This window comes from Paenibacillus sp. LRG-1 (assembly GCF_057220305.1).
The window spans coordinates 614,079-636,299 of the sequence record NZ_CM170126.1; the positions used below are offsets into that span (position 1 = coordinate 614,079).

Annotated in this window: 21 protein-coding genes; 14 read left to right on the plus strand and 7 right to left on the minus strand. The window is 47.5% G+C overall.

Annotated features, from left to right (window positions below; all coding sequences use genetic code 11):
• The first annotated feature begins 52 nt into the window (after nucleotides 1-52).
• The 8 genes from ACUUJN_RS02760 (at nucleotide 53) to ACUUJN_RS02795 (ending at nucleotide 9,214) form a co-directional block, all read left to right on the plus strand.
• Nucleotides 53-3,178, plus strand: coding sequence for a DEAD/DEAH box helicase (locus tag ACUUJN_RS02760; protein WP_340981588.1), 3,126 nt, complete (start codon nucleotides 53-55; stop codon nucleotides 3,176-3,178).
• A 20-nt stretch (nucleotides 3,179-3,198) separates the two neighbouring features.
• Complete coding sequence (locus tag ACUUJN_RS02765; protein ID WP_484669240.1) at nucleotides 3,199-3,924, plus strand: phosphoribosylglycinamide synthetase; 726 nt, start codon at nucleotides 3,199-3,201, stop codon at nucleotides 3,922-3,924.
• Nucleotides 3,925-4,075: 151 nt separating this feature from the next.
• On the plus strand, nucleotides 4,076-4,981 hold the full coding sequence (locus ACUUJN_RS02770) for a M15 family metallopeptidase (RefSeq protein WP_023986797.1): 906 nt from the start codon (nucleotides 4,076-4,078) through the stop codon (nucleotides 4,979-4,981).
• 90 nt (nucleotides 4,982-5,071) lie between these two features.
• Complete coding sequence (locus ACUUJN_RS02775) at nucleotides 5,072-5,629, plus strand: hypothetical protein (protein ID WP_226887799.1); 558 nt, start codon at nucleotides 5,072-5,074, stop codon at nucleotides 5,627-5,629.
• Nucleotides 5,629-5,967, plus strand: coding sequence for a hypothetical protein (locus tag ACUUJN_RS02780; RefSeq protein WP_023986799.1), 339 nt, complete (start codon nucleotides 5,629-5,631; stop codon nucleotides 5,965-5,967). The genes ACUUJN_RS02775 and ACUUJN_RS02780 overlap by 1 nt, the downstream gene beginning before the upstream one ends.
• A 1-nt stretch (nucleotide 5,968) precedes the next feature.
• Nucleotides 5,969-7,402 (plus strand): glutathionylspermidine synthase family protein, encoded by a 1,434-nt coding sequence (locus ACUUJN_RS02785; protein ID WP_340859059.1) that lies wholly within the window; start codon nucleotides 5,969-5,971, stop codon nucleotides 7,400-7,402.
• 94 nt (nucleotides 7,403-7,496) lie between these two features.
• Nucleotides 7,497-7,910, plus strand: coding sequence for a DUF350 domain-containing protein (locus ACUUJN_RS02790; RefSeq protein ID WP_053324534.1), 414 nt, complete (start codon nucleotides 7,497-7,499; stop codon nucleotides 7,908-7,910).
• Between the two features lie 227 nt (nucleotides 7,911-8,137).
• Nucleotides 8,138-9,214, plus strand: a complete 1,077-nt coding sequence (locus tag ACUUJN_RS02795) for a Gfo/Idh/MocA family protein (protein ID WP_053324535.1) — start codon at nucleotides 8,138-8,140, stop codon at nucleotides 9,212-9,214.
• 166 nt (nucleotides 9,215-9,380) lie between these two features.
• Here ACUUJN_RS02795 and ACUUJN_RS02800 read toward each other — a convergent pair whose 3' ends face one another.
• Nucleotides 9,381-9,881, minus strand: a complete 501-nt coding sequence (locus tag ACUUJN_RS02800; RefSeq protein ID WP_028541137.1) for an NAD(+) diphosphatase — start codon at nucleotides 9,879-9,881, stop codon at nucleotides 9,381-9,383.
• 135 nt (nucleotides 9,882-10,016) lie between these two features.
• Entirely contained in the window at nucleotides 10,017-11,486 is a 1,470-nt protein-coding gene (locus ACUUJN_RS02805) for an MFS transporter (RefSeq protein WP_068941241.1), read from the minus strand.
• Nucleotides 11,487-11,650: 164 nt separating this feature from the next.
• Here ACUUJN_RS02805 and ACUUJN_RS02810 point away from each other — a divergent pair, with 164 nt between their 5' ends.
• Entirely contained in the window at nucleotides 11,651-12,076 is a 426-nt protein-coding gene (locus ACUUJN_RS02810) for a MarR family winged helix-turn-helix transcriptional regulator (protein ID WP_023986805.1), read from the plus strand.
• A 94-nt stretch (nucleotides 12,077-12,170) separates the two neighbouring features.
• Here ACUUJN_RS02810 and ACUUJN_RS02815 read toward each other — a convergent pair whose 3' ends face one another.
• A complete protein-coding gene (locus ACUUJN_RS02815) occupies nucleotides 12,171-12,749 on the minus strand; it encodes a TetR/AcrR family transcriptional regulator (protein ID WP_023986806.1) in 579 nt (192 codons plus the stop codon).
• 188 nt (nucleotides 12,750-12,937) lie between these two features.
• On the opposite strand from ACUUJN_RS02815, the gene ACUUJN_RS02820 reads away from it, so the two are divergent.
• A complete protein-coding gene (locus ACUUJN_RS02820) occupies nucleotides 12,938-14,161 on the plus strand; it encodes an MFS transporter (protein ID WP_254348751.1) in 1,224 nt (407 codons plus the stop codon).
• A 17-nt stretch (nucleotides 14,162-14,178) separates the two neighbouring features.
• Here the strand turns inward: ACUUJN_RS02820 and ACUUJN_RS02825 are convergent, their stop codons facing one another.
• Together ACUUJN_RS02825 and ACUUJN_RS02830 are read right to left on the minus strand one after the other, a co-directional pair.
• Nucleotides 14,179-14,607: a DUF3995 domain-containing protein gene (locus ACUUJN_RS02825; protein ID WP_071559378.1), complete on the minus strand. Its 429-nt coding sequence runs from the start codon at nucleotides 14,605-14,607 to the stop codon at nucleotides 14,179-14,181.
• A gap of 21 nt (nucleotides 14,608-14,628) precedes the next feature.
• Entirely contained in the window at nucleotides 14,629-15,183 is a 555-nt protein-coding gene (locus ACUUJN_RS02830; RefSeq protein ID WP_068941247.1) for a TetR/AcrR family transcriptional regulator, read from the minus strand.
• Nucleotides 15,184-15,738: 555 nt separating this feature from the next.
• On the opposite strand from ACUUJN_RS02830, the gene thrS reads away from it, so the two are divergent.
• Entirely contained in the window at nucleotides 15,739-17,652 is a 1,914-nt protein-coding gene (gene thrS / locus ACUUJN_RS02835) for a threonine--tRNA ligase (protein ID WP_160788622.1), read from the plus strand.
• 159 nt (nucleotides 17,653-17,811) lie between these two features.
• On the opposite strand, the gene ACUUJN_RS02840 is transcribed toward thrS, so the two are convergent.
• Nucleotides 17,812-18,612, minus strand: coding sequence for a GTP pyrophosphokinase (locus tag ACUUJN_RS02840; RefSeq protein ID WP_076158742.1), 801 nt, complete (start codon nucleotides 18,610-18,612; stop codon nucleotides 17,812-17,814).
• 276 nt (nucleotides 18,613-18,888) lie between these two features.
• Between ACUUJN_RS02840 and ACUUJN_RS02845 the strand changes: the two genes are divergently transcribed.
• Genes ACUUJN_RS02845 through ACUUJN_RS02855 form a run of 3 tightly spaced genes read left to right on the plus strand, consistent with a single transcriptional unit; the run spans nucleotide 18,889 to nucleotide 21,036 of the window.
• Nucleotides 18,889-19,350, plus strand: a complete 462-nt coding sequence (locus ACUUJN_RS02845) for an S-ribosylhomocysteine lyase (protein ID WP_007428584.1) — start codon at nucleotides 18,889-18,891, stop codon at nucleotides 19,348-19,350.
• Between the two features lie 5 nt (nucleotides 19,351-19,355).
• The gene (locus ACUUJN_RS02850; protein WP_023986813.1) at nucleotides 19,356-20,126 is read left to right on the plus strand and encodes an SDR family NAD(P)-dependent oxidoreductase; all 771 of its coding nucleotides are present in this window, start codon (nucleotides 19,356-19,358) and stop codon (nucleotides 20,124-20,126) included.
• A 25-nt stretch (nucleotides 20,127-20,151) separates the two neighbouring features.
• On the plus strand, nucleotides 20,152-21,036 hold the full coding sequence (locus ACUUJN_RS02855; RefSeq protein ID WP_023986814.1) for a MetQ/NlpA family ABC transporter substrate-binding protein: 885 nt from the start codon (nucleotides 20,152-20,154) through the stop codon (nucleotides 21,034-21,036).
• Between the two features lie 166 nt (nucleotides 21,037-21,202).
• Here ACUUJN_RS02855 and ACUUJN_RS02860 read toward each other — a convergent pair whose 3' ends face one another.
• Nucleotides 21,203-22,042: an AraC family transcriptional regulator gene (locus tag ACUUJN_RS02860; RefSeq protein ID WP_028541133.1), complete on the minus strand. Its 840-nt coding sequence runs from the start codon at nucleotides 22,040-22,042 to the stop codon at nucleotides 21,203-21,205.
• Nucleotides 22,043-22,221 lie beyond the last annotated feature (179 nt).

Here is a 22,221-nt window from a genome sequence, read left to right on the forward strand (position 1 = left end):
TTTTCGTATATGATGAAGAGTAATAATTCAAAAGGCTGGACGGGAGACAGATATGAATCAACCGCTTTATGGAATATGGCTCGGAGATGTGTTTTTTTGCTTTTCTGGTGAGACGTCGGAACCACGTATCGATGCGTGGAGCAGTGTAATCCGCAGGCTGACGCTAAAGGGAGACCTTCGGCCGTTTCGGCAGGCTGCGTTGCGTCTTGCTGAGGTACGGATACCGAACACTGCTCGTGTGGAAACCGCGGGCAGAGGTGGCAAAAGACGTTCCATGCTGGGGCGTACATTGGAGGGTTTGGCGCTGGAACCGCGCGAGACGATGGCACTGTTGACCCGCATGGACGAGAAGGGCTGTGCGGCATCGGGCATTACGCTGGGCGAGGAAATGCAATATTGGCAAAAAGCTGCTTATTTCGCGCTAGAGCTGATGCAGCGGGGCGAAATTGCGCCATCGCTTACAGAGGCGCGTCCATCGGGACCGCGCCGTCGTGGTCCGGAAGCGGCTGTCGGGGTGTGGATTCCTCGACTGTGTCAAGAGGAGGACATACGCCGCTTTTATGAGCTGGCTGCTGCAATGCCGGCTGTTTGTATGGCGGCTCCGGCTGTTTTTGCGGGCAAGGAGCCTGAAACACGTGAGGATGCAGCCGGAATCGTGCTGTACTCCTTCTTGTGTGCGGTCATCCATGCGGAAACGACCGCGGTGCTGGCAGCCTCAGACCGTGAGCTGGGTCGATATCGCGCAGAGTATCGGCGCGGAGGATCGCCGCTGGCAGAGCTGTGGTGGAACAGTCTGCTGACAGGTTCCCGCCCGGTGGCGATTCAGGGAACGCCAGCGGAGATGGAGGAGCTGGTGCTTCAAGCGTCCTCTCTTGAGGGAAGCGCAATGCCTGTTACGGAACGGGAAGACAAGGAGCCGATAGAAGGGCAACTGCGGTTGTGCCTTCGTTTGGAGCCTTCGCTGGAAGAGAGTGTCAAGGATTGGCGCATTACCTTTTGGGCAGAAAGCGATGCTGAGCCGGGGTTGCGACTGCCTGCTCTGGCACTGTGGGCGCATCCTGAACGTGATCTGGTTCGAGGCGGAATTGTATATCGTCAAGTGCAGGCGCAACTGTTAATGAGGCTCGGACAGGCGGTTGAAGCGGCACCTATATTGCAGGAAGCGTTGAACCGTCCTTATCCCGAGGGGCTGACACTGGAGCCAGAGTTGTTCTTCCGCTTCCTGACGGAAGCCGTTCCTGCACTACAAAAGAACGGTATCACCGTGCAAATGCCTTCGCGCTGGAGCCGGGAGGGCCGAAGACGTGCAGGCTTGCGGCTCAAAATGCGTTCGACAGAGCAGGGTGCCAAGCCAGATGGTGTGATTGCCGATACATCGTCTGTCGGCATTAACCGCATGATTTCGTTTGATGCCGAGGCTGTGCTGGGTGATACGATTTTGACGATGGAGGAACTGGAAAGCATCGTCGCGGCCAATTTGCCGTATGTACGTCTCGGAGGGGAATGGATCGAGGTCGATCCCAAGGAAATCCGTCAGGTGCTGCGCTTTATCAAGCGCGGGGAAAACGGTGAGATGAGCTTGTCCGAATGGATGCATCTAGCTGCAGAAAATGAAAGTGCAGGCGAGGCCTCATGGAAGGGCTTGTCCATCTTTGGCGCGGAATCCGCCGGATTGCTTGCGTCCTTGGCTGAGGGCGGCGTACTCCGTTCGGTAGAGCCACGGCCTGTGCCGGAGACGCTGCATGGCGCATTACGGCCCTATCAAGAGCGCGGCTTTCAATGGCTGGCTGCGATGCGTGGATTGGGCTTTGGCGTCTGCCTTGCGGACGACATGGGACTTGGTAAAACGATTCAAGTCATCACCTGCCTGCTCGACGGTGGCATCGGCGCAGATGATCAACGTCCGGCGTTGATCATCTGTCCGACGTCCTTGCTTGGCAACTGGCAGCGCGAGTTGAAGCGCTTTTCACCGGATTTGTCACTGTATATTCACCATGGCAACCAGCGACTCCACGGCGAGCTGTTTCAGGAAAGTGTACGTGAGTATGATATCGTCCTCACTACCTATCATTTGGCGGGCCGGGACGGCAGCGATTTATCTGCGGTATACTGGTCGTCCATCGTGTTGGATGAGGCGCAATATATAAAAAATGCACGAACAAAGCAAGCACAAAGCGTCATGAAGCTGTCTGCTCCACATCGGATTGCCATGACGGGTACCCCGGTAGAGAATCGGCTGAGCGAGCTGTGGTCTATTTTTCAATTTCTGAATCCAGGTTACCTCGGTACGGCTTCTTCATTCCGCCAGCGTTACAGTCTGGCAGGAGAGGAGCGGGGGTCCGCGTTGCGTGAGCTTCATCGCCTCGTCTCCCCGTTCATGCTGCGTCGTCTCAAAAGCGACCCAGATATACGCAAGGATTTGCCAGAGAAGCTGGAGTTGAAATCCTACTGTGTACTGACACCAGAGCAGGCCGGATTGTATCGGGGCGTGGTGGATCAATTATTGGGAACACTGGATGGGCAGATCGGTATGGCTCGCAAAGGGCTTGTTCTATCTTCGCTGACCAAGTTGAAGCAGATTTGTGACCATCCGGGTCTGATCATTCCGGGCCGGGCTGATAGTGGTAAAACTGAAAACTCGGGCAAAATGGAGCGACTGCTGGAATTGGTAGAGACGATTCGCGAGAACGGCGAATCGGCGCTGATATTCACCCAATATGTGTCGATGGGAGAATTGCTGGTCTCTCGTTTGGCCAAAATCTTCGGGGAAGAGCCGTATTTTCTGCATGGAGGACTGGCGAAAACCAGACGTGATGAAATTGTTCACAACTTCCAGCAGGGAGAAGGACCGAATATATTCGTACTTTCCCTGCGTGCAGGTGGCGTGGGCCTGAACCTGACACGCGCCAGCCATGTCATTCACTATGACCGCTGGTGGAATCCTGCAGTGGAAAACCAGGCGACGGACCGCGTATTCCGTATTGGTCAAAGCCGCAATGTACAAGTGCACAAGCTGATTTGCCAAGGTACACTGGAGGAGCGGATCGACGAGCTGATCGAGAGCAAAAAGGCACTTTCCGAGCAGGTTGTCGGCTCCGGTGAACATTGGCTCACCGAAATGTCTGATGATGAATTGCGCGGTCTGATTGCGCTGCAAAATGATGTATGGATTGAGTGAGCAGAGAAAGGATGAAGGCGATGACGAGGCCGCGAGTGAAGCTAAAAGTAACTGACGGTCAATGGATAGCGGAATTAGACGGATTGGGGTTGGAAGGCGAATCAACGGGTGTACCTTCCACACATGCTGTCCAATGGACTGGCCCAGCGCCTGTACTAAACCCCGAACAGCGGAAGGCATGGCTGGAGCAGCTAAAAGCAGATCCTTTGGATATCTATCGTTTTTTGCAAGGGGAAACCTGTCTATCGCTGGATGAGATCGTTCAGCTAGCAGCTGAGACAGCCACTTCCAGCATGGAGGATGGCGTGGGTGTAGTCGACGATGTGAAGAAAGCTCTTCAAGCCGGTCTGGAAAGCGAGCCGCAGACCTGTCTGGAACTAATCGGAATGACGCGGGAAGAGCTGCTGGAGTCCGTATTTAGTGCTTGGGCCGGAGAGTTATCCCATGTGCAGGGGACATCCCCTGCGCTTGAGTCTACCTCACGGCAGGAAGGCGGACGCAGCGGATCGGCAGCGATTAGCGAATGGATTGCAGAGTCTGCGGCAGAAGGAGCATTGCATCGTCCCGGTGCGGGCTTTCATGCGATTGAGATTCGTCTGCCGCAGAAGCTTGCTCCTAAGAAGGAAGCGGATATTACGGCTTTGCTGCCGGGTTTACCCCGTGCGGAAGAGGCATTGAAACTCATACGTGAACGGGTAGCCGAGCGGGCCCGAGCTGCAATCCCGCAAAAACGTCATACTCCGTAACAATTCGGGTATATACTTCCTTTTTCGAGTCTATTCGCCTTCATCGAACAGGATAATGGCTTCGAAGAGTGCTAAAAGTTCAGTTACAATGGGGAAACGGAAAAGTGACGGCAAGTCATGCATCAATTGCAATATTGGAGGAGATACCAGCATGAAACGACATATACAACAGACGCGAGCATCTAAGCGCTGGACCAAAGCGCTCATTCCAGGGCTGATCCTGCCAGGGCTATTACTGGCAGCCTGCCAGCAGGGAGGATCAGGTGGACAGGAAAGCGAGCCGTTGAAGTCATCTACAGCGGTACAGGAGAATGTACAGCCTTCCGCCCAGCCGGATACGGGCAATGGCAGCACTAGCGCTGGACAAGCCTCTGCAGGTACAGAAAGTGGACAGGCCGACCCTGTGATGGCGTTGCGGAGCCAGAGTGCGCTGCAAGCCACGGTTAAGGAAGAGGATGGAACCGCGATCGTCACTAATGCGACTTCTGATACAGTCGTTGTGAACAAAAAGCGCAGCTTGCCTGTAGGCTATGTCCCCGATGACCTGGTGGAGCCGCAGGTGCCATTTTCCTTCGAGGGACCGCATGAAAAGCGGCATTTGCGTAAGGAAGCGGCAGAGGCACTGGAGAAGCTGTTCGACGGTGCGGAAAAAGACGGCATTGAGCTGCGTGCGGTATCGGGATACCGTTCCTATAAGCGTCAGGTATCTATTTTCAACAACAATGTAAAGACAAAGGGGCAGGAATATGCCTCTAAAGTTAGCGCTGTACCGGGTACGAGTGAGCATCAGACAGGATTGTCCATTGATGTATCCAGCCCAAGCGTAGGTAATGTGCTGGAGCAATCCTTCGGAGCTTCCAAGGAAGGCGAATGGCTGGAAAAACATGCACCGGAATACGGATTTATTATTCGTTATATGAAGGGTAAGGAAGATGTAACCGGCTATGTGTACGAGCCTTGGCATATCCGTTATGTGGGAATAGACATTGCGGAGGATGTAGCCAAGCAGGGGATGACGCTGGAGGAATATTTCGACGAGAACAATATCAAGCTGTAGCAGCTAAAATCAAGCCGTAATCCTAGGGATTGCGGCTTTTTGTCGTGTTTTTCTTCCAAATTGAACCTTTTCAAGGTAGAATCTCGTATAGTGAACGACGACAGAAGCGCTTTGATTTGTTGCAAACCTCATGACAGAAGCGTACAGGAAGGGAAGGGAATCATCATTTATTATTCATTAACGTATCGCGAATGGTCGGAAGACACTCAAAAGGAACTGCGCAGCCTGACACGGGAATCCGTATCGGGAGATGAGCTGTTTCTACGCAAGCTTGTAGACGCTACGCGTCTCCATGACAAACTATGGTCGCATATCTCGAATGAAAGTGAGGAACATACGGATCATTCCGTCTATGTGACTGAATTTACAGGGGAACGCGCAAAGCCTTACGGTGCCTCCATCACAGACCTCGTGCTTGCCAGTGAGGGAGGTTACACTTCCACATTCAGTGCAATGTACTGGATATGGCATGAACCTGCATTCCGTAGTATGGATCAGCGGGAAGGCTCGGTATTTACTTTGGAGTTGGCCCAACGACTATTAGATCACTATACAGTACTGGGTGGCAAAACATATGAATTTATATATTCGGTACTGGACCCTCAGCTGAAAAAGGTACATCTGTTTGTGAAGGAGGTCGATCTGTGATGGAGCATTCTTGGGAAAAAATGAAATCCAAGCCCGGCTCTCGTACACGGATGGCGGCCTTTGCCCTGATGTTGGCTGTCCCGGCTGCTCTGACGGGTTGCGGTGACGACGAGTATTATGACTGCGATGAGCTTCCTGTATCGGAACAAACGGCGTGTCGGGATTCAGGCAGCAGCGGGTATTACTATGGTGGATCGACATATTATAGTGGAGGCTCCTCCTACCATAGTAGTCGTTCATCTTCCAGTTCTTACCGCAAAAGCTCATCCTCATCTTCCAGCTCACACAGCGGTTTTGGCAGCAGCGGCTCACGCAGTGGCTTTTTCTCTGGGGGTTAAGATGAGCATGCGCACGATTCGGCAATTGCCTTATGAACATAATGAGCTTTTTAAGGGTGAAATCAGCCGTAGAATTCCGTATCATCGCATGTATGGTAAATCCTATTGCGTGCCGGCCTTAACGGTATATCGGGAAAGCGAGCTGGCAGAGCTTCAGACTGCTTCTGAGGCGGTACATCGTATTTATCGCAAGGTTCAGCAATTCGTCCAGCGCTATATGCCGGATGAATACCTGGTGGAACGGTTGGGGATTCATCCAGGCTTGCTGCGTGCTGCACGAATGGAGGCCGAGCCGGATGGGATAACCCGCCAGGACTGGATTGTGGGGGAAGCGGGTATCAAGTGCATAGAGAATAACACCGATACCCCAACCGGGATTCCCGAGGTGGCTTATCTCGAAGGAAAGCTGCTGGAGGTGCTGAGTAGGGATGGAATATCGGCGGATGACAATGCATTACATGGACCCTCATCTGGAATGGACGAGGCGATTCAGTCTGCCTTGACGGAGTTCATTCATTTTTATAGCAATAAGGGATTAGGAACAAAGGTGTATTTCACTTGCTATGACTGGCACATCGAGGATCAGACGAACACCAAATATATTATGCATTTATGTGAACAAGCCGGGTTTGAAGTGGTTTATGCGCCTTTGGAAGAACTGGAGATTATCCCGAATGAAGGATTGTATCACCGGGGAGAGCAGATCCACATTCTCTATCGCCTGTATCCGCTGGAATATCTAATTGATGACCGGGAGGAGGATACGGGGCTTGAGGTGGGGCAGGCGCTAATGGATATGGTGGCAGACGGGAAAATAGGATTAATCAACCCGCCGCAGCATATCATTACCCAGAGCAAAGGGTTCACCGCAACCGTGTGGTCGCTATATGAGCGCAATGAGCAGACACCAGAGTTTTGTGGTTTTCGTTTGTTTGACGATCGCGAGCTGGAGGTGATACGAACCTACCTGCTACCTACGTATTTTGAACCCTCGGTGTTTATGCAAAATAAAGAGCCTTATGTGGCCAAAGGTATATGGGGGCGGGAGGGTAAAGGGACGCACTTGATTGAACATCCTCAATCCGAAGAGATGCTGAAAGGTGCTTTGGGAGAGGTTGAACCTGCGCAGACTGACAACCCTGATCTGCTTCACCAAGCTGATGGTCCACGAACGCCTGAGCAGGAGGAAGCCGCACATATTGCCGCTTATTACGAGGGACAGCCTAAGATTTATCAGCGGCTGTGGCCGATGCAGAGCGCAGAGGTACAGACCGAGGAAGGGCTATTTCACGGCTATGTGCTGACAGGCATATTCGTGATCGGGGGGCGTTTTGCGGGTGTCCTGCCGCGAATCGGTGAAAAGGTAACAGGTGATATGGCCTACTATTGCGCCGCCGCCGTTGCCACCGTACCTCCTAATCCGCCCGTTATATAAGCTGAATTAAACAATGTACCATATTCGAACATATCTGTTATTTTCACAAGTGAGGATTTTGCAAAATCCTGAGGTATCATAAGGAGGAAGAAAATTGGACTCTCATATCAGTTTGGGCAACGCATTGGGCAATGTAGGCATCGGCCTGCTTATCCTGTTTGCCATCTTAATCGTAGGTTATTTTGTGTTCAGCTTGCTGACACGTTATAACGATAATCAAGAAATCGCACGCGGCAATGAGGCGGCAGGCATCTATATGGGTGCAAAGCTGCTAGGTCTGTGTATCATCGTGGGAATGGTGTCGTACAGCAGCCATTCATGGCTAGATATGCTGACCTGGTCGGCTGTGGGCATTGTAGTGCTGTGTCTGGTCTATGTGATTTTTGATCTGGTGACGCCGCGTACCAAAGTGTGCGAGGAGATTGCCAAAGGCAATGTGGCTCTGGCACAGCTGCTGCGCTCGGTCATCGTCGGGGTGTCTTTTGTGGTAGGTACATTTTTGATGTAGTCGATATAGAGAAGGAATACCAAGGATCTGCAACACCGGACAACGGAGCTGCAGATCCTTTTTTATGGAACATTGTATTCACTGCCCGGCATCAGACTGTTGAATTGAAGGTTGTGACGATCACTTCCTGTGGTGACTATTCTACAAAGCAACGGGTGATACTGCATAGCAAAAAGGAATTTGCTACAGAGTTCAAACCAAATTGAAGAGAAGGGAATTCTGAACATATGAGTACCTCCACCTCCCCAACCAAACAAGTTCGGATGGGTATCATTGGCCTGGGTCTGATCGCTGAATATCACATGAGATCACTGCACACCATCTCGGGGGTATCTATTGTGGCCGTTAGTGATGTGAATCCCAATCGCCTTCAAGCCATCGGAGAACAATTGCAACTACCTGCTTCCAAGCGGTACGCCCATTATGAAGCATTAATCCGTGACCCAGAGGTAGATGCGATTCTGTCGCTGACACCCAATGATGTGCATTTTGACATTATTCGTATTGCGCTGGAAGAACACAAAGCTGTACTGGCAGAAAAACCATTGACTCTCACATGGGAAGAAGCGGATCAGTTGAAAAAGCTATATACAGCGAATCCGGTGCCTTTGCTGGTTCACTATAAGCATCGCTACGGGGCGGCCTTCCAATATACCAAGCAACTGCTGGATGAGCAAAAGCTGGGTAAAATCTATAACATTCAATTTCGTTATCTAATGGATGCATTTGCGCCATATCGTCAGCATCCGTATACATGGCGTCACAATTTAGCCAAGGCTGGTTCTGGAGTAGTGGGGGATACAGCCTCACATATCATTGATCTGGCCCGTTTTTTGGTGGGTGAATTTAAAAGTGTCGCAGCGCTGCTACATACCATTACACCCGAGCGGTTCGATCCGATCACGGGTCTGCCTGTAAAAGTGGATGTGGAAGATCTCGCTGCCTTTCATGGCATCGTAGGCGACAATACCGTGGGAACCTTTATCACTCATAAAAATGCCATCGGCATACGGCACGATATCGAAGTCGATATCTATGGAGAACTTGGTACGCTGCACGCCAGCCTCAATAACCCGGAAAGTATCCGCATTGTGCTGCGTGACTTGGAACACCCGGGTACCGAATACGAGACTTGGGCTGTCCCTGTAATCTATAATCATACGGCTTATGAAGATTTTGTTGAGCTGGCAAGGGGAAAATCTGTGGATCGTGCTCCCATATTCGAGGACGGCTACAAAAATCAGTGGGTACTTGAAAAAATACTGCAATCCTGGAAAGAAAATGGACGTTTAGTAGAAATGTAGGGATGTGAGGGGAGTCGCTGAAATTCCAGCAATGACAAAGAGTATATACATGCTGTGACCCGCAAGAGGGTTCCTTGGAAAGAGCAGCCATCTTGCGGTTTAGCAATTCAATATATCTGTAAAGACATCTTTTTCTTCATTTTCGCATCGCCACGCTTATATCACTTCAAAATAAGCCTGCCTCAATCTTTTCAATAATGGTCAGCAAGAAGGATTCAGCTAAGCTGTTTTTCAAAATAGCTTGCTTGGCTTCCTCCAGTGTAAACCAACGTGCTTGATCTACCTCCGTACTAAGAACATCCAACTGATCGTCATTCACAATGGATACAAAATTCAGCATCAGTGTATTGCTTCGTTCAAAATACTCACTGCGCATATATTGATACTCATCGACTTGTAATCCTACTTCTTCCTTAACTTCACGCACCAATGTCTGCTCGGCGGATTCACCCTTGCTCACATAACCTGCCAATAAAATGAAGCCCTGAATATTGTACTGCTGTATGAGCAGCACCTTATTTCTCTGACTATTCAATACAGCGGTACTGATCGCAGTGCTGAATATCGGGAAACGAAAGACCTGGCATGTATGACAAAAGGGGATAGGGCCCTCGCCTTCACACTCCTTCACCATCAATTTTGTTCCGCATTCATAGCAATATTTCATGTAAGCGCCACCCTTGTATCACATTTTTAAAATTGTAAATGTTGCTTTTAATGCCGTGTTTGTACTGCAATACTCATCATCTTAATCCTACGATTATTGTTCTGTCTACGGACGCTTTATTTCTTCTCTTGGTCTTTATCCCTTTTCTTGCTGCGTTTTTGCCCGTCTAGCCCCAATCAGCCGCCAGCCTGTTAACAATGCCGCCACAAGACAGATGGACGCGGACGTCATAAAGACTACATGCATGCCTGCCAGAAAAATTTCTGGATGACCCGGGACCAAGCCGGTGACCCGATAACCAGCCTCTTTACTCATAATATAAAAGAGGATGGATGTGGCCAAAGTGATCCCCACAACCATACCGACGTTGCGAACCAGCGAATTGACACTCCCGGCTGAGCCGAGCTGTGTGCGGGGTACCGTGGACATAATCAGCGAGTTGTTCGGCGATTGGAATAAACCACTGCCAATGCCCAGCATGGCAATCCACAGACCCACGAGCGGGATGGAGCTGCCTGCATGCAGTTGGGCCAATCCAATTTGGGCAATGACCATAACGACCAGCCCGGCGAATGTAAGCAGTTCAGATCCGATTTTATCGGAAAGCGCACCGCTGAGAGGGGCCACAATAACCATCGAGATGGGGAGCAGCATCAGCAGGAAGCCGGCATGAAAAGGCGACAAGTTCAGCATATTCTGCGCATAGAAAGGCGAAATGATGTTAAAGCAAAAATTAGCGACGAACACCAGAAAAGCACACAAAATACTGAGCGAAAATAACGGATTTTTGAATAGCGCGAGCTGTAACAGCGGCCCAGGACGACGAAGTTCCAACCTAATGAACATGGCAAAAGCAACTACAGCCACCACCAGCGAAGCAACGATACGTTTGTCTCCATACCCGACCTGCTGTCCCAGCAACAATCCGACGAACAAAGTGAGAATAAAAATAGCAAACACCAAGCTACCGGGAACGTCAATTTTATCTTTCACCTTGATCAAATCCTTCGGCAAAAGCTTCCAGCCAAGAAAGACAGCGACCAGCCCTACCGGTACATTGACCCAGAAAATATACTGCCAGCCCAGCGACGAGACAATAATACCGCCCAAGCTTGGCCCGGCGATACTGCCCAGAGAAACGAAGGTTCCAATGAGGCCAAGTGCTTTGCCCCGTTCATTGGACGGGAAGATATCTGTCACGATCCCCTGGCTGTTCGCCATGGTCATGGACGCTCCAAACGCCTGAATAATACGGGAAATCAGCAGCATAGAGAGCGAAGAGCTAAGACCGCACAATAGGGAGCCAAGAATGAATACGATTGTGCCGATTTTGAATATTTTGATTTTACCAACGATATCTCCAAGCTTGCCAAAAAATAAGATAGCGGTACATATCGCCATTAAATAGGCGGTTGTCACCCATTCAATCTGTGCCACGGGTAAATGTAACGTGCGAGACAACACAGGAAGAGCGATATTGACGATGCTTCCATCCAATGTGGACATAAATGTAAACAGATTCAAAACAATTAAAATCAGCCAACGTTTCTTCTGGACGTCGATATTCTCTTGATAGGTTGTAGCCGTTATAGCAGTTGAACTCATCATTACACCTCGTTATCGTTAACAATTTCTATTTAGTTGCACGCGCAACTAAATGAACGGTTCTAGTGTACAGCAAATTAGTTGCGTGTGCAACAATATTATTGTAAACTTTGCTTTGGTCCCAACTGGGGATGTGTCATTTTTAAGCCAATGAGGTGTATTTGATGAGAAAAAAACAACCGATTGGAAAGCTAATTTCCCACCTGTACCGTCGTAATCAAAAAATATTGTCCAAAAAACTGACTCCTTACGGAATCGGCAGTGGAGGACAACACAGCTTTTTAAAGCTCATTTTGCAGCGGCCGGGCATTACACAAGAGCAGTTGACGAATGAACTTAAATTTGACAAGGCAACCACGGCACGCTCTGTGAAACAATTGGAGGAATCAGGCTACATTGAACGGAAAACAGACCCAAATGACCGCCGTTCCCATCTTTTGTCTCCTACGGCCAAGGCGCTAGAATTTTCCCCTGTCCTACAAGGAATATTGGACGAGTCCAATGTCAGCCTTGTCTACAATCTATCCGAAGAGGAAGAGGAGCTTCTTATCGATTTACTGCAAAAAATTAGTATAGACCCTGACGAATAAACAAATCAGGAGTTAGCCAGAGGATCGTGGCAGGTAAAAGAAAAAGCAGCCCTCACAGAGGATACTCTGTGAGAACTGCTTAATGCCACGTCATTCAGTCCAAGCCAATTCCTTTGAACGCATGTATGACTAATTGTCGCACATAGGAATCGTCTAATGGATAACCGGTTACCAACAATCGATAAAAAACCGGCCCATAAATGAGATCGATACATAATTCAATATCGAGATTTTCCTTCAATTCTCCGCGCTCTATTCCGCGCTCAATAAGAAGCCTAGCCTCAAGTCGCCGAGGGTGGAAATATCGGGTCCGGTATGCCTCTGACAATCCTGAATCAAGTTGCCCTTCGCCTATTAACTCTGTAATGATTTTACCCTCTCGGCTTATTAAGAACCGCACTAAATTCGTGGCATGAATGAGAATGTCATCTAATACACAACCCGTGTCGGGCACGGGCAATCTTGCTATGGTGGCTGACAGGAAGCCATCCATCACTACTGCAGCTTTGTTAGGCCACCATTTATAAATGGTGGCTTTGCTAACTTTCGCTCGCTCAGCAATTTTTTCTACCGTAACCGCCCCAAAGCCTTGCTCCAACAGTAGATCATAGGAAGCGTTAAGGATAGATTTTTGCGTCTCGACATTACGTGGACGTCCTCTTTTGCTCTGCACTGGAATGCTCACCTTCTTAACGGATATAAGTAAACGCGAAAAATAAACTATACGTTCAGTATATCAAATATTATGTGAAATAAAAAAGTTGATTTCGCCTATTTACAAAACGAAACGTTCAGTATATTATTTGATTATCGAATTAATGAACTATACGTTTAGTATTTAAATTAATGAGGAGGATTATCATGCAAAGAGAACAACAAGCCTTAGAAAGTAACCGTATCTCAAATTGGATGATGTTTTTGTTGGCAGCCGCATGCGGCCTTATTGTTGCCAACCTGTACTATGCTCAAACCCTTGTAGGACCTATTCACATTGCTATGGGTCTTTCTTCTACAGCAGCGGGCTTCATTGTCACCTTGACTCAAATCGGTTATGTGGTGGGATTGCTATTTATCGTACCGCTCAGCGACATTATTGAAAATCGACGGCTCATGGTCATATCGCTAATCATCACAGTCTGTGCATTGGTTGTTGCCGCTTTTGCCACCAATGCCCCGTTGTTCCTGACCGCATCCTTATTCATTGGAATTGGATCTGTGGTAGCCCAAATACTGGTGCCGTACGCCACCTATTTAGCATCCGAAGAGCAGCGCGGCCGCGTTGTTGGGAATGTCATGAGCGGACTCTTGCTAGGCATTATGTTCGCACGGCCAGTAGCAAGCTTTATCACCAGCATCTGGGGATGGCAAGCCGTATTTATTTTGTCAGCCATTGTCTTGACGCTGTTGACGATTCTGCTCTCGCGAGCTCTTCCAGAGCGCAAGCCTGTGCCTACGGTATCTTACAGTAAATTGATTTTCTCGTTAGGCACTCTTTTAAAACAAACGCCTGCATTGCGTCGCCGTGCCCTCTATCAAGCTTGCCTATTTGGGGCCTTCAGCCTATTTTGGACTGTTGTTCCTTTACGATTGGCGGATGATTTCGGAATGTCTCAACAAGGGATTGCATTGTTTGCTTTGGTAGGCGTAGGCGGTGCAGTAGCTGCTCCGATTGCTGGGAGATTGGCTGATAAAGGCTGGAGCAAAGGTTTAACCGGGTTAGCTATGATCATTGCAGCCTTGTCTTTTTTGCTCATCTATCTTTTTCAAAGTCATTCGACCGTTGCGCTCGTACTTCTCTTTATTTCAGCGATTACACTGGATATGGCTGTATCGGGAAACCTTGTACTTGGACAACGTGTGATTTACTCCTTGGGAAGTGAAGCGAGAGGGCGTTTGAACGGATTATTCATGTCTATTTTTTTCATAGGCGGAGCGATTGGATCATCATTAGGGGGTTGGTCGTATGCGTTAGGAGGTTGGAATTTCAGTTCTCTGATTGGAGTCGTCCTGCCTGTACTGGCTTTGCTGTACTTTTTCACTGAGAAAGAAACGAGTGGAGACGTGCGAAAGAGACAAATCACCTGATAGAGGTCAGCTTTAAGCTATGCCGTACGCAAAAACATAATGATTAAAATGGCTGTTCCCAAGAGAAAACAAAGGGGCGAGTAGAGCACAGTGTCCCACTTTGCAAAAACAGTTCCTTTTTTTCTCTTGAAAAGCCCTACCCATTTGAAATCTCCTATAGAACGTAAAATAAATACGCACGACAACAAGCCTGCACCGTAGGAATGAAAGGTACTGAAAAACAGGAATTGTGTAACTCCACCTAGTTCTAGTACGAACCAAGCGGCTAAAGCTAGTAGAATAGCTACAATTGATGTCCCTATCTTGGAGGGCTCAAAGAGCAAAGCCGTTCCTGTGCTTGGGATCGCTGCCTTTGCACCTTTTTGTCCGCCGAATACCCAATATAGATGCATGCCGCTCAGTACCCATAGAATTCCGCCAACTGCCCATGTAAGTAACTCCAACATGTGGCATCCTCCTTAATTGAATTAATTTGAAATCCACTCTGTCCAAATCATGTGAATATGCTGTTGAATGGCTTCGTCACTTAACGTCTCTTGCTTGTGACGCTCATACCAACCTAAGTAGTAATGGTACAACATCCATGATCTCTGAACGGCTTTCTCTGGTTGCATTCCCTTCTGTATTAAAAGCTGCTTCATAAACTCCATTCTCATCTGTTCGACTTCATTGAGTAGGGAATGGTAACTATCATCCTTCAATGACAGTTTTCGCAGATAAAACAGAAAATCTCCTCGTTTCGTCTTCCCGAACATCTGGGTTAACAACTCTCTGATCCGCTCATCTGCGGCAGCATGGATGATGGACGCTGCAATAACCTGTTGTGTCGTCTGTTCCTTCCATGTCTCCACAATCTGTCTAATGTAGCTGCTGCGATTGTTAAAATACCAATAAAAACTGCTCTTACTGCACCCTAATGCAACGGCCATTTTCTCAACAACAAGTTGATCAATCCCACCCTGTTCAAAACGTTCGATTCCTTTCTGAATCCATTGTTCTTCTGTGACAATAATTTTAGGCATCTCTCCCTCTCCCTCTCCCTTTCTGTACGGTATCGTCTAGATGAGTATATATTATAGTGTTTTTAGAGCTGTGTAAATATGGGCACATGAGCTCCCTGAGCCAGCTGATGCATAGGAGGCATGAACTTACATAAACGCCCACTTGAAATACCTGCGAATTTGATCTATAATGCTGTAGCATATAGTGATATTCAAGGCATTGACCAAAGACATGATTTCCTTGAAGGGCCGTTCAGAGAGAAAAGACGAGGCTGAGAGCTTTTCCGGCAACCGCATGTGAAGTTACCCCTTTGTAGCCGTGACGTTGAACATGTAGCTGTGTAATCTGGCAGTAACATTAGTAAGCGCCTACCGCTTTATCCCCGTTAACGGATACCAATGGAGGGTCACGCATGTCGTGCATGAAGCATGTTCCGATGAACATGAATGTACGCACAGGAGCGGGCCGAACTAGGGTGGAACCACGAGCTGAACGCACTCGTCCCTTGAGGGAGAGAGGCGTTTTTTTGCGTTCAATTTTGATATAGCACACAATTTGAAATGGAGGCTTTAATCGTGAGTATTCAAGTGAAATTGCCGGATGGAGCCGTACGCGAGTACGAGCAGGGCGTAACGATCGCCGACGTGGCGGGTTCGATCAGCTCCGGGCTGAAAAAGAACGCAGTAGCAGGTAAAGTGAACGGGAAGGCTGTAGATCTGAACACCGTTTTGGATCAGAACGTTGACCTTGAAATTATTACGCTGGACGGTGCAGACGGTCTGGAAATTTACCGCCACAGTACAGCGCATTTGCTCGCTCAGGCGCTCAAACGCATTTACGGTGAGAAAAACGTGAAGCTGGGTATCGGTCCGGTCATCGACAGCGGCTTCTACTATGACATTGATATCGAAAACCCATTGTCCGTTGACGACTTGGCCAAGATCGAGAAGGAAATGACGAAGATCGCACAGGAAAATCTGCCGATTACACGTCGTGTGGTTAGCCGTGAGGAAGCCACTCGTATTTTTGGAGAGTTGGAAGATCCACTGAAGCTGGAACTGATTCGTGATTTGCCGGAAGAAGCGGAAATTACAATCTATGATCAAGGCGAATTTTTTGACCTGTGTCGTGGCCCGCATTTGCCATCTACTGGCCGCATCAAAGCTTTTAAACTGTTGAGTGTAGCGGGCGCATACTGGAGAGGCGATTCCAACAACAAGATGCTGCAACGTATCTACGGAACAGCATTCCCGAAAAAAGCACAACTGGATGAGCACCTGCATTTGCTGGAAGAAGCGAAAAAACGCGACCATCGCAAGCTGGGTAAAGAGCTGGAACTGTTCATGTTCTCCGAAGAAGCACCGGGCATGCCGTTCTACCTGCCTAAAGGTATGGTTGTCCGCACTGCATTGGAAGATTACTCCCGTGACATTCAACGTCTGCATGGCTATGAGGAAGTACGTACACCGCTGATGATGAACAATCGTCTGTGGGAACAATCGGGACACTATGAGCATTACAAGGAAAACATGTACTTCTCCGAAGTGGATGAAACTACATTTGCTCTGAAACCGATGAACTGTCCAGGGCATATGCTTGTGTTTAAAAATGAGCTTCACTCCTACCGCGATCTGCCAATTCGTATAGCCGAATTTGGACAAGTGCATCGCCATGAGCTGTCCGGCGCGTTGAACGGTATGATGCGTGTTCGTACATTCTGCCAGGATGATGCGCATATTTTCGTCACACCAGGTCAGATTGAACAAGAAATTACAGACGTGATTAAGCTGATTAACGAAATGTATAGTGTGTTTGGCTTTGACTTCACAGTGGAATTGTCCACACGTCCAGATGACTTTATGGGCGAGCCAGTGCTGTGGGATCAAGCGGAACAAGCTCTGCAAAACGTGCTGGATCACCTGGGCATCAACTACCGTATTAATGCGGGAGATGGAGCATTTTACGGTCCAAAAATTGACTTCCACATTCTCGATGCGCTCAAACGCAGCTGGCAGTGCGGAACGATCCAATTGGACTTCCAAATGCCTGAAAAATTCGACCTCACTTATGTGGGCGAGGACAACCAGAAGCACCGTCCAGTCGTTATTCATCGTGCCATCTACGGTTCGATTGACCGCTTCATGGGCATCCTGACTGAGCATTTTACAGGTGCATTCCCATTGTGGTTGGCTCCTGTTCATGCGAAGCTGTTGCCAGTATCCGAGAACTATATCGAGACTGCTAATGAGATACAGGATGTGTTGCTGAAAGCAGGTCTGCGCGTCGAAGTGGATACTCGCAATGAGAAGCTTGGTTATAAAATCCGCGAGGCGCAATTGGAGAAGGTTCCATATATGTTCGTTATCGGGGAAAATGAAAAAACAACTGGTACTGTAGCGGTTCGTAAACGCGGCGAAGGCGATCTGGGATCACTCAGCATTGCGGACATCGTAGAGAAAATCAGCACAGAAATTCGCGAGAAGCAGTGATATTTGATCGAAAAAATGTGTAAAAGAGCCATCAAAACCATGATGAACGTGGTTTTGATGGCTCTTTATTTATACCTAATACATAAGAATCCAGCGTAAGAATGAACCATAGTTGTTGCAGCCTCGACTGAATTCTTAAGTTATCTTGTGCACAAAAACTTAGCAGGTTTGTGGCCGTGAAGTGGCGTGATCTGCAGGGAGGGAGAGTGTCTTCAAGGACGACTCTTCGGATTGTTTCGCCGGGGATTCTTCCGCATCCTGTTCCTTGCTAAGCGATAAAATTTCGCCGCGCAACTTCAGCATTTTCTGATCCAGCTCGTAGGTTGCACGTGCGGCTTCGGTCAATCCATTAACGACATGTTCAGGCACTTTCTTATCGAACTTATAGTACAAAATATGCTCCATACTGGCCCAGAAATCCATAGCCAATGTGCGCAATTGAATTTCAACCTTGATCCAGCGTGTGCCCTCAAACAGGATCAGCGGAATTTCCACAATGACATGCAGGCTCTGATAGCCGTTGGGCTTAGGATGGGCTATATAGTCCTTGACCTCCAGAATACGAATATCTTCCCGTGTGTGAAGATGATCCATCAGACGATAAATATCTTTCACAAAAGCGCATACCACGCGCATTCCCGCGATATCATGAATTTCACGCAATATATTGTCCAAGGTGACTTCATGCCCTTTGCGCCGAACCTTTTCCACGATGCTGTGGGGCTCTTTGATCCGGGTTTTAATATGCTCAATCGGGCTAAAACCGTCTAACAGCTTCCATTCCGTCTGGATTAGCTTAATTTTATTCTTTAATTCCTCCAGAGCCAGCTGATAAAGGACGGGAATCTTTCTCCACTCCTCTAGTTGCTTGGCGTTAACACTGTTTTGATCCAGCTGTAGCTGAAATTCCTGCAAGGGTAATGGGACAGCATTCAGGTGCTTCCAATCCGGTTCATTCACAGAGCATTCTCCTAAATGAGGCTTATGATGTCCTCGATCTTTTTCGTAAAAATGCATTATCGTATACATTGTACACTATGTCAAAACCTACAGGCAAAGGAGAGACGGTCAAAGAAAAAAGAAATACGACAAGAATTATGGTGGTAAAACCGAGTAATCCGATGTATAATTACAAAAATGCTGAATTGGAGCATTTAATTCTTTTGAAAAAATCACAAATGTAGAGTATCCATCATTAGATTAAAAATATAAATTACAGAAAAGAGGAAAAGAACAATGGCAAAAGTAGAAAGTTTTCAATTAGATCACACGATTGTAAAGGCTCCTTATGTAAGAGCAGCGGGAGTAGAGCATGACGAAAAAGGAAGCACAGTACAAAAGTATGACTTGAGATTTTTACAACCTAATGAAGACGCACTTCCGACAGCAGCTGTACATACGCTGGAGCACTTATTAGCGACGTACCTGAGAGATGAAATCAAAGGAATTATTGATATCTCTCCTATGGGATGCAGAACGGGGTTCTACTTGATTTTGTGGAATGAACATGAGCCTGAGGAAATTGCACTCGCTTTGGAAAAAACCTTGAAAAGAATTCTGGAGACGACAGAGGTTCCGGCTGTTACTGCTTTGGAATGCGGGAACTACAAGGACCACTCTCTTTTTTCAGCGCAGGAATATGTGAAGATTGTATTAGAGGCGGGTATTAGCCGCGATCCTTTCGAAAGAGTATTTTAAAATTTATGATTTCGATTGACCTATCTCATCAGACAGCGGTAGTGACAGGCGGCAAGTCAGGCATAGGCAAGGGAATTGTAGAGCTTTTCATTAAAAGCGGAGCTAAAGTGATTTCTGCTGATATTTCTTATGAAGAGCCGTATAGAGTGGTTAATCCACAGTTGGTTGAAACGCAATTGGACATATCCAAACCGGATGATATCGAAAGATGGTGCGATCTACTAATCAGCGAAGCGGGAGTTCCTGATATATTGGTGAACTGCGCTGGTACTTCTACGATGGATTATGTCATTGATAGTGAGTTGGCTGATTGGGAGAAAGTATTTTCGATCAATTCAACTGGATTATATGTAACGTCCAAACGTTTTGCCAAAGAAATGGTGGCCGCTCGTAAATCAGGACGAATTATTCAAATTGCTTCGCAGGCTGGAAAAAATGGATATCGGGCCATGGGCGGATATTGTGCTTCCAAACATGCGGTTCTCGGCTTGACCAAGGTAATGGCCATTGAGCTTGCCCGGCAAAATATTTTGGTAAATGCGGTCTGCCCCGGCATTGTAGAAACGCCGATGAAGCATCGTGAACGGATTGAAGGGGGCGTCATTCGCGGAATGACCGCTCAAGAAATATACGAAGAAGATTGTTCACAGGTACCTTTGGGGAGAACGGCCGAGGTGGAGGATGTCGCCAATGTGGTGCTATTTCTGGCAAGTCCACTCTCTGCATATATGACAGGACAAGCGATTAATGTTACAGGTGGAATGACGATGCACTAGCATACATGGTCTGGGGGAAAACAACATGAAGAAATCGTTCGTTTTACTATTAGGGATTAGTTTATTATTGGTTGCCGCAGGATGCGGTAATAAAAGTTCAGACAGCAATGGCTCCAGCGCCGCTTCCGGTTCGGAAACGCAAAAAGTAGTCATCGGCTCCATGGGCTCTGACGCCCAGATATGGAAGCATATTGCCCAGTCCCAGGCCGCCAAGGATGCCAAGCTGGACATTGAAGTGAAAGAAATTAACGGCGGAATCGAAACGAACAATGCGACCAAAGAAGGCGAAGTAGATGTGAATGCATTCCAATCGTGGGCGTACCTGGTTAGCTATAACAAAGAGAGCAAAGCCGATTTGAAGGCTATAGCCACAACCTACCTGGAGCCTATGGGGATTTATTCGCAAAAATTCAAAAGCATCGATGAAGTGACCGACGGGGCTCTGGTAGCTTTGGCAGATAACCCGGCCAATACAGCAAGAGGTTTAAAGTTATTGGAAGCCTCCGGTTTGATTAAGCTTAAGGCTGACTTTAATGATGCCTTGGGTACTGTCAATGATATTACTAGCAATCCTAAAAACCTGAAATTTGAACTAATTGATGACAAAACAGGACCACGAGTGATTCAAGATGTAGGCTTGGTGCTGATTGGGAATACAATTGCTTTAGAAGGGGGTCTGAATGTACTGAAAGATTCCTTGTTCCATGAGGAAATCAGTCAGGCAACCAAAAATAATATTAACGTCCTGGTTACTTCATCTGATAAGGCGAATGACAAAGGGCTGCAAAAGTTAGCGGATCTCTATCATAACGAGGATACTCAAAAATACATTAAAGATGAATTTGGCGGTACCAAAGTAGAGGTTAAAGAGCCGGTTTCTTATTTGGAAGGACAAACTACAACAAAATAAACTTATGAGATCAGCCAGTTTTTCTGGCTGATCTTTTTTGTTCGTAAGAGGCCTCTTACCAGTAGTCGGGTAGAACGTCATCTCTGCTCTTGGAGTCCATGCCGAATAGGTGACAAACATTGAGTTGATGTCGTCCCATCCTCCAAATGAGTCAGCGATTGTATTTTTAGTAGTCGGCTTGAGTTTGAGCATGGGTTTCAGTTCGATAATGTTTGGGGGAGAATCCCTTTACCTTTTTAAAAATTTTCGAGAAGAGTAAAGGGTCGTTATAGCCGACTGAACGGGAAATATCACCTATCGAAAGTTCGGCGTTTCCCATCATTTCACATGCTTTGTTGATCCTATAGCGAACCAAATAATCCTGAATGCTTGTGTTTACTTGTTGTTTGAATAACGAACATAAATAGCTTCGATTGAGTCCGATAAAATTTGCAATGTGCTCAATGGTAATTTTCTGAGCATAATTCATTTCAATAAAATCCTTCACTTTTTCCACGTAAATTTCCGCCCGGCTTTCCTTTTGTTCGGGGGGCGTTACCGGGCCGAACTCTATAAGCTCCGATAACATTAAGCATAGCAGACCGGTTAGTCTGGTTTCCCGAGCTTTATGGCATCCACTTGATTCATTCATTAGCTGCAAATATTGATAAATCAAATGGTCTCCTTCAAAGTAGAGGATTGGATGCGTCATCGTTAGGCCTGATTGCTTGAGGAGCGTTTCTGCCAGTGCTCCGTTAAAACCAAACCAGCAATAAGACCAAGGATTCACTGCATCGGCTTGATAAAAAGTGATGACCTGGGGGCAGATTAGAAACCACTGACCTTTCCGCAAGCGATAATTGGACCCACCGACCTCGAAGGTGCCTTCTCCGTCCAAAATATAATGGAGCAGATAGTGATCTCTTATCGCAGGTCCAAAAAAGTGCCCCGGTATGCATTCCTCCATGCCAAACTGAGTTAGATACAATTCAGAGTGCTGCTTACTACGTGGCAAATATTCTATCACGCTAAATCTCCTTATGTAAATTATCAAGCATTATAACATAAATAGTGAGTACCATGCCATGTACTTCATATCTTAGTTTAATATATCATTTCTGTAGAACCTATTGCGACTAATGAGGAGCTTATCAAGCTTTACACCATGTGAACTTAGTTGGTAGTGTTACAAAAAGGTTCTTCTAT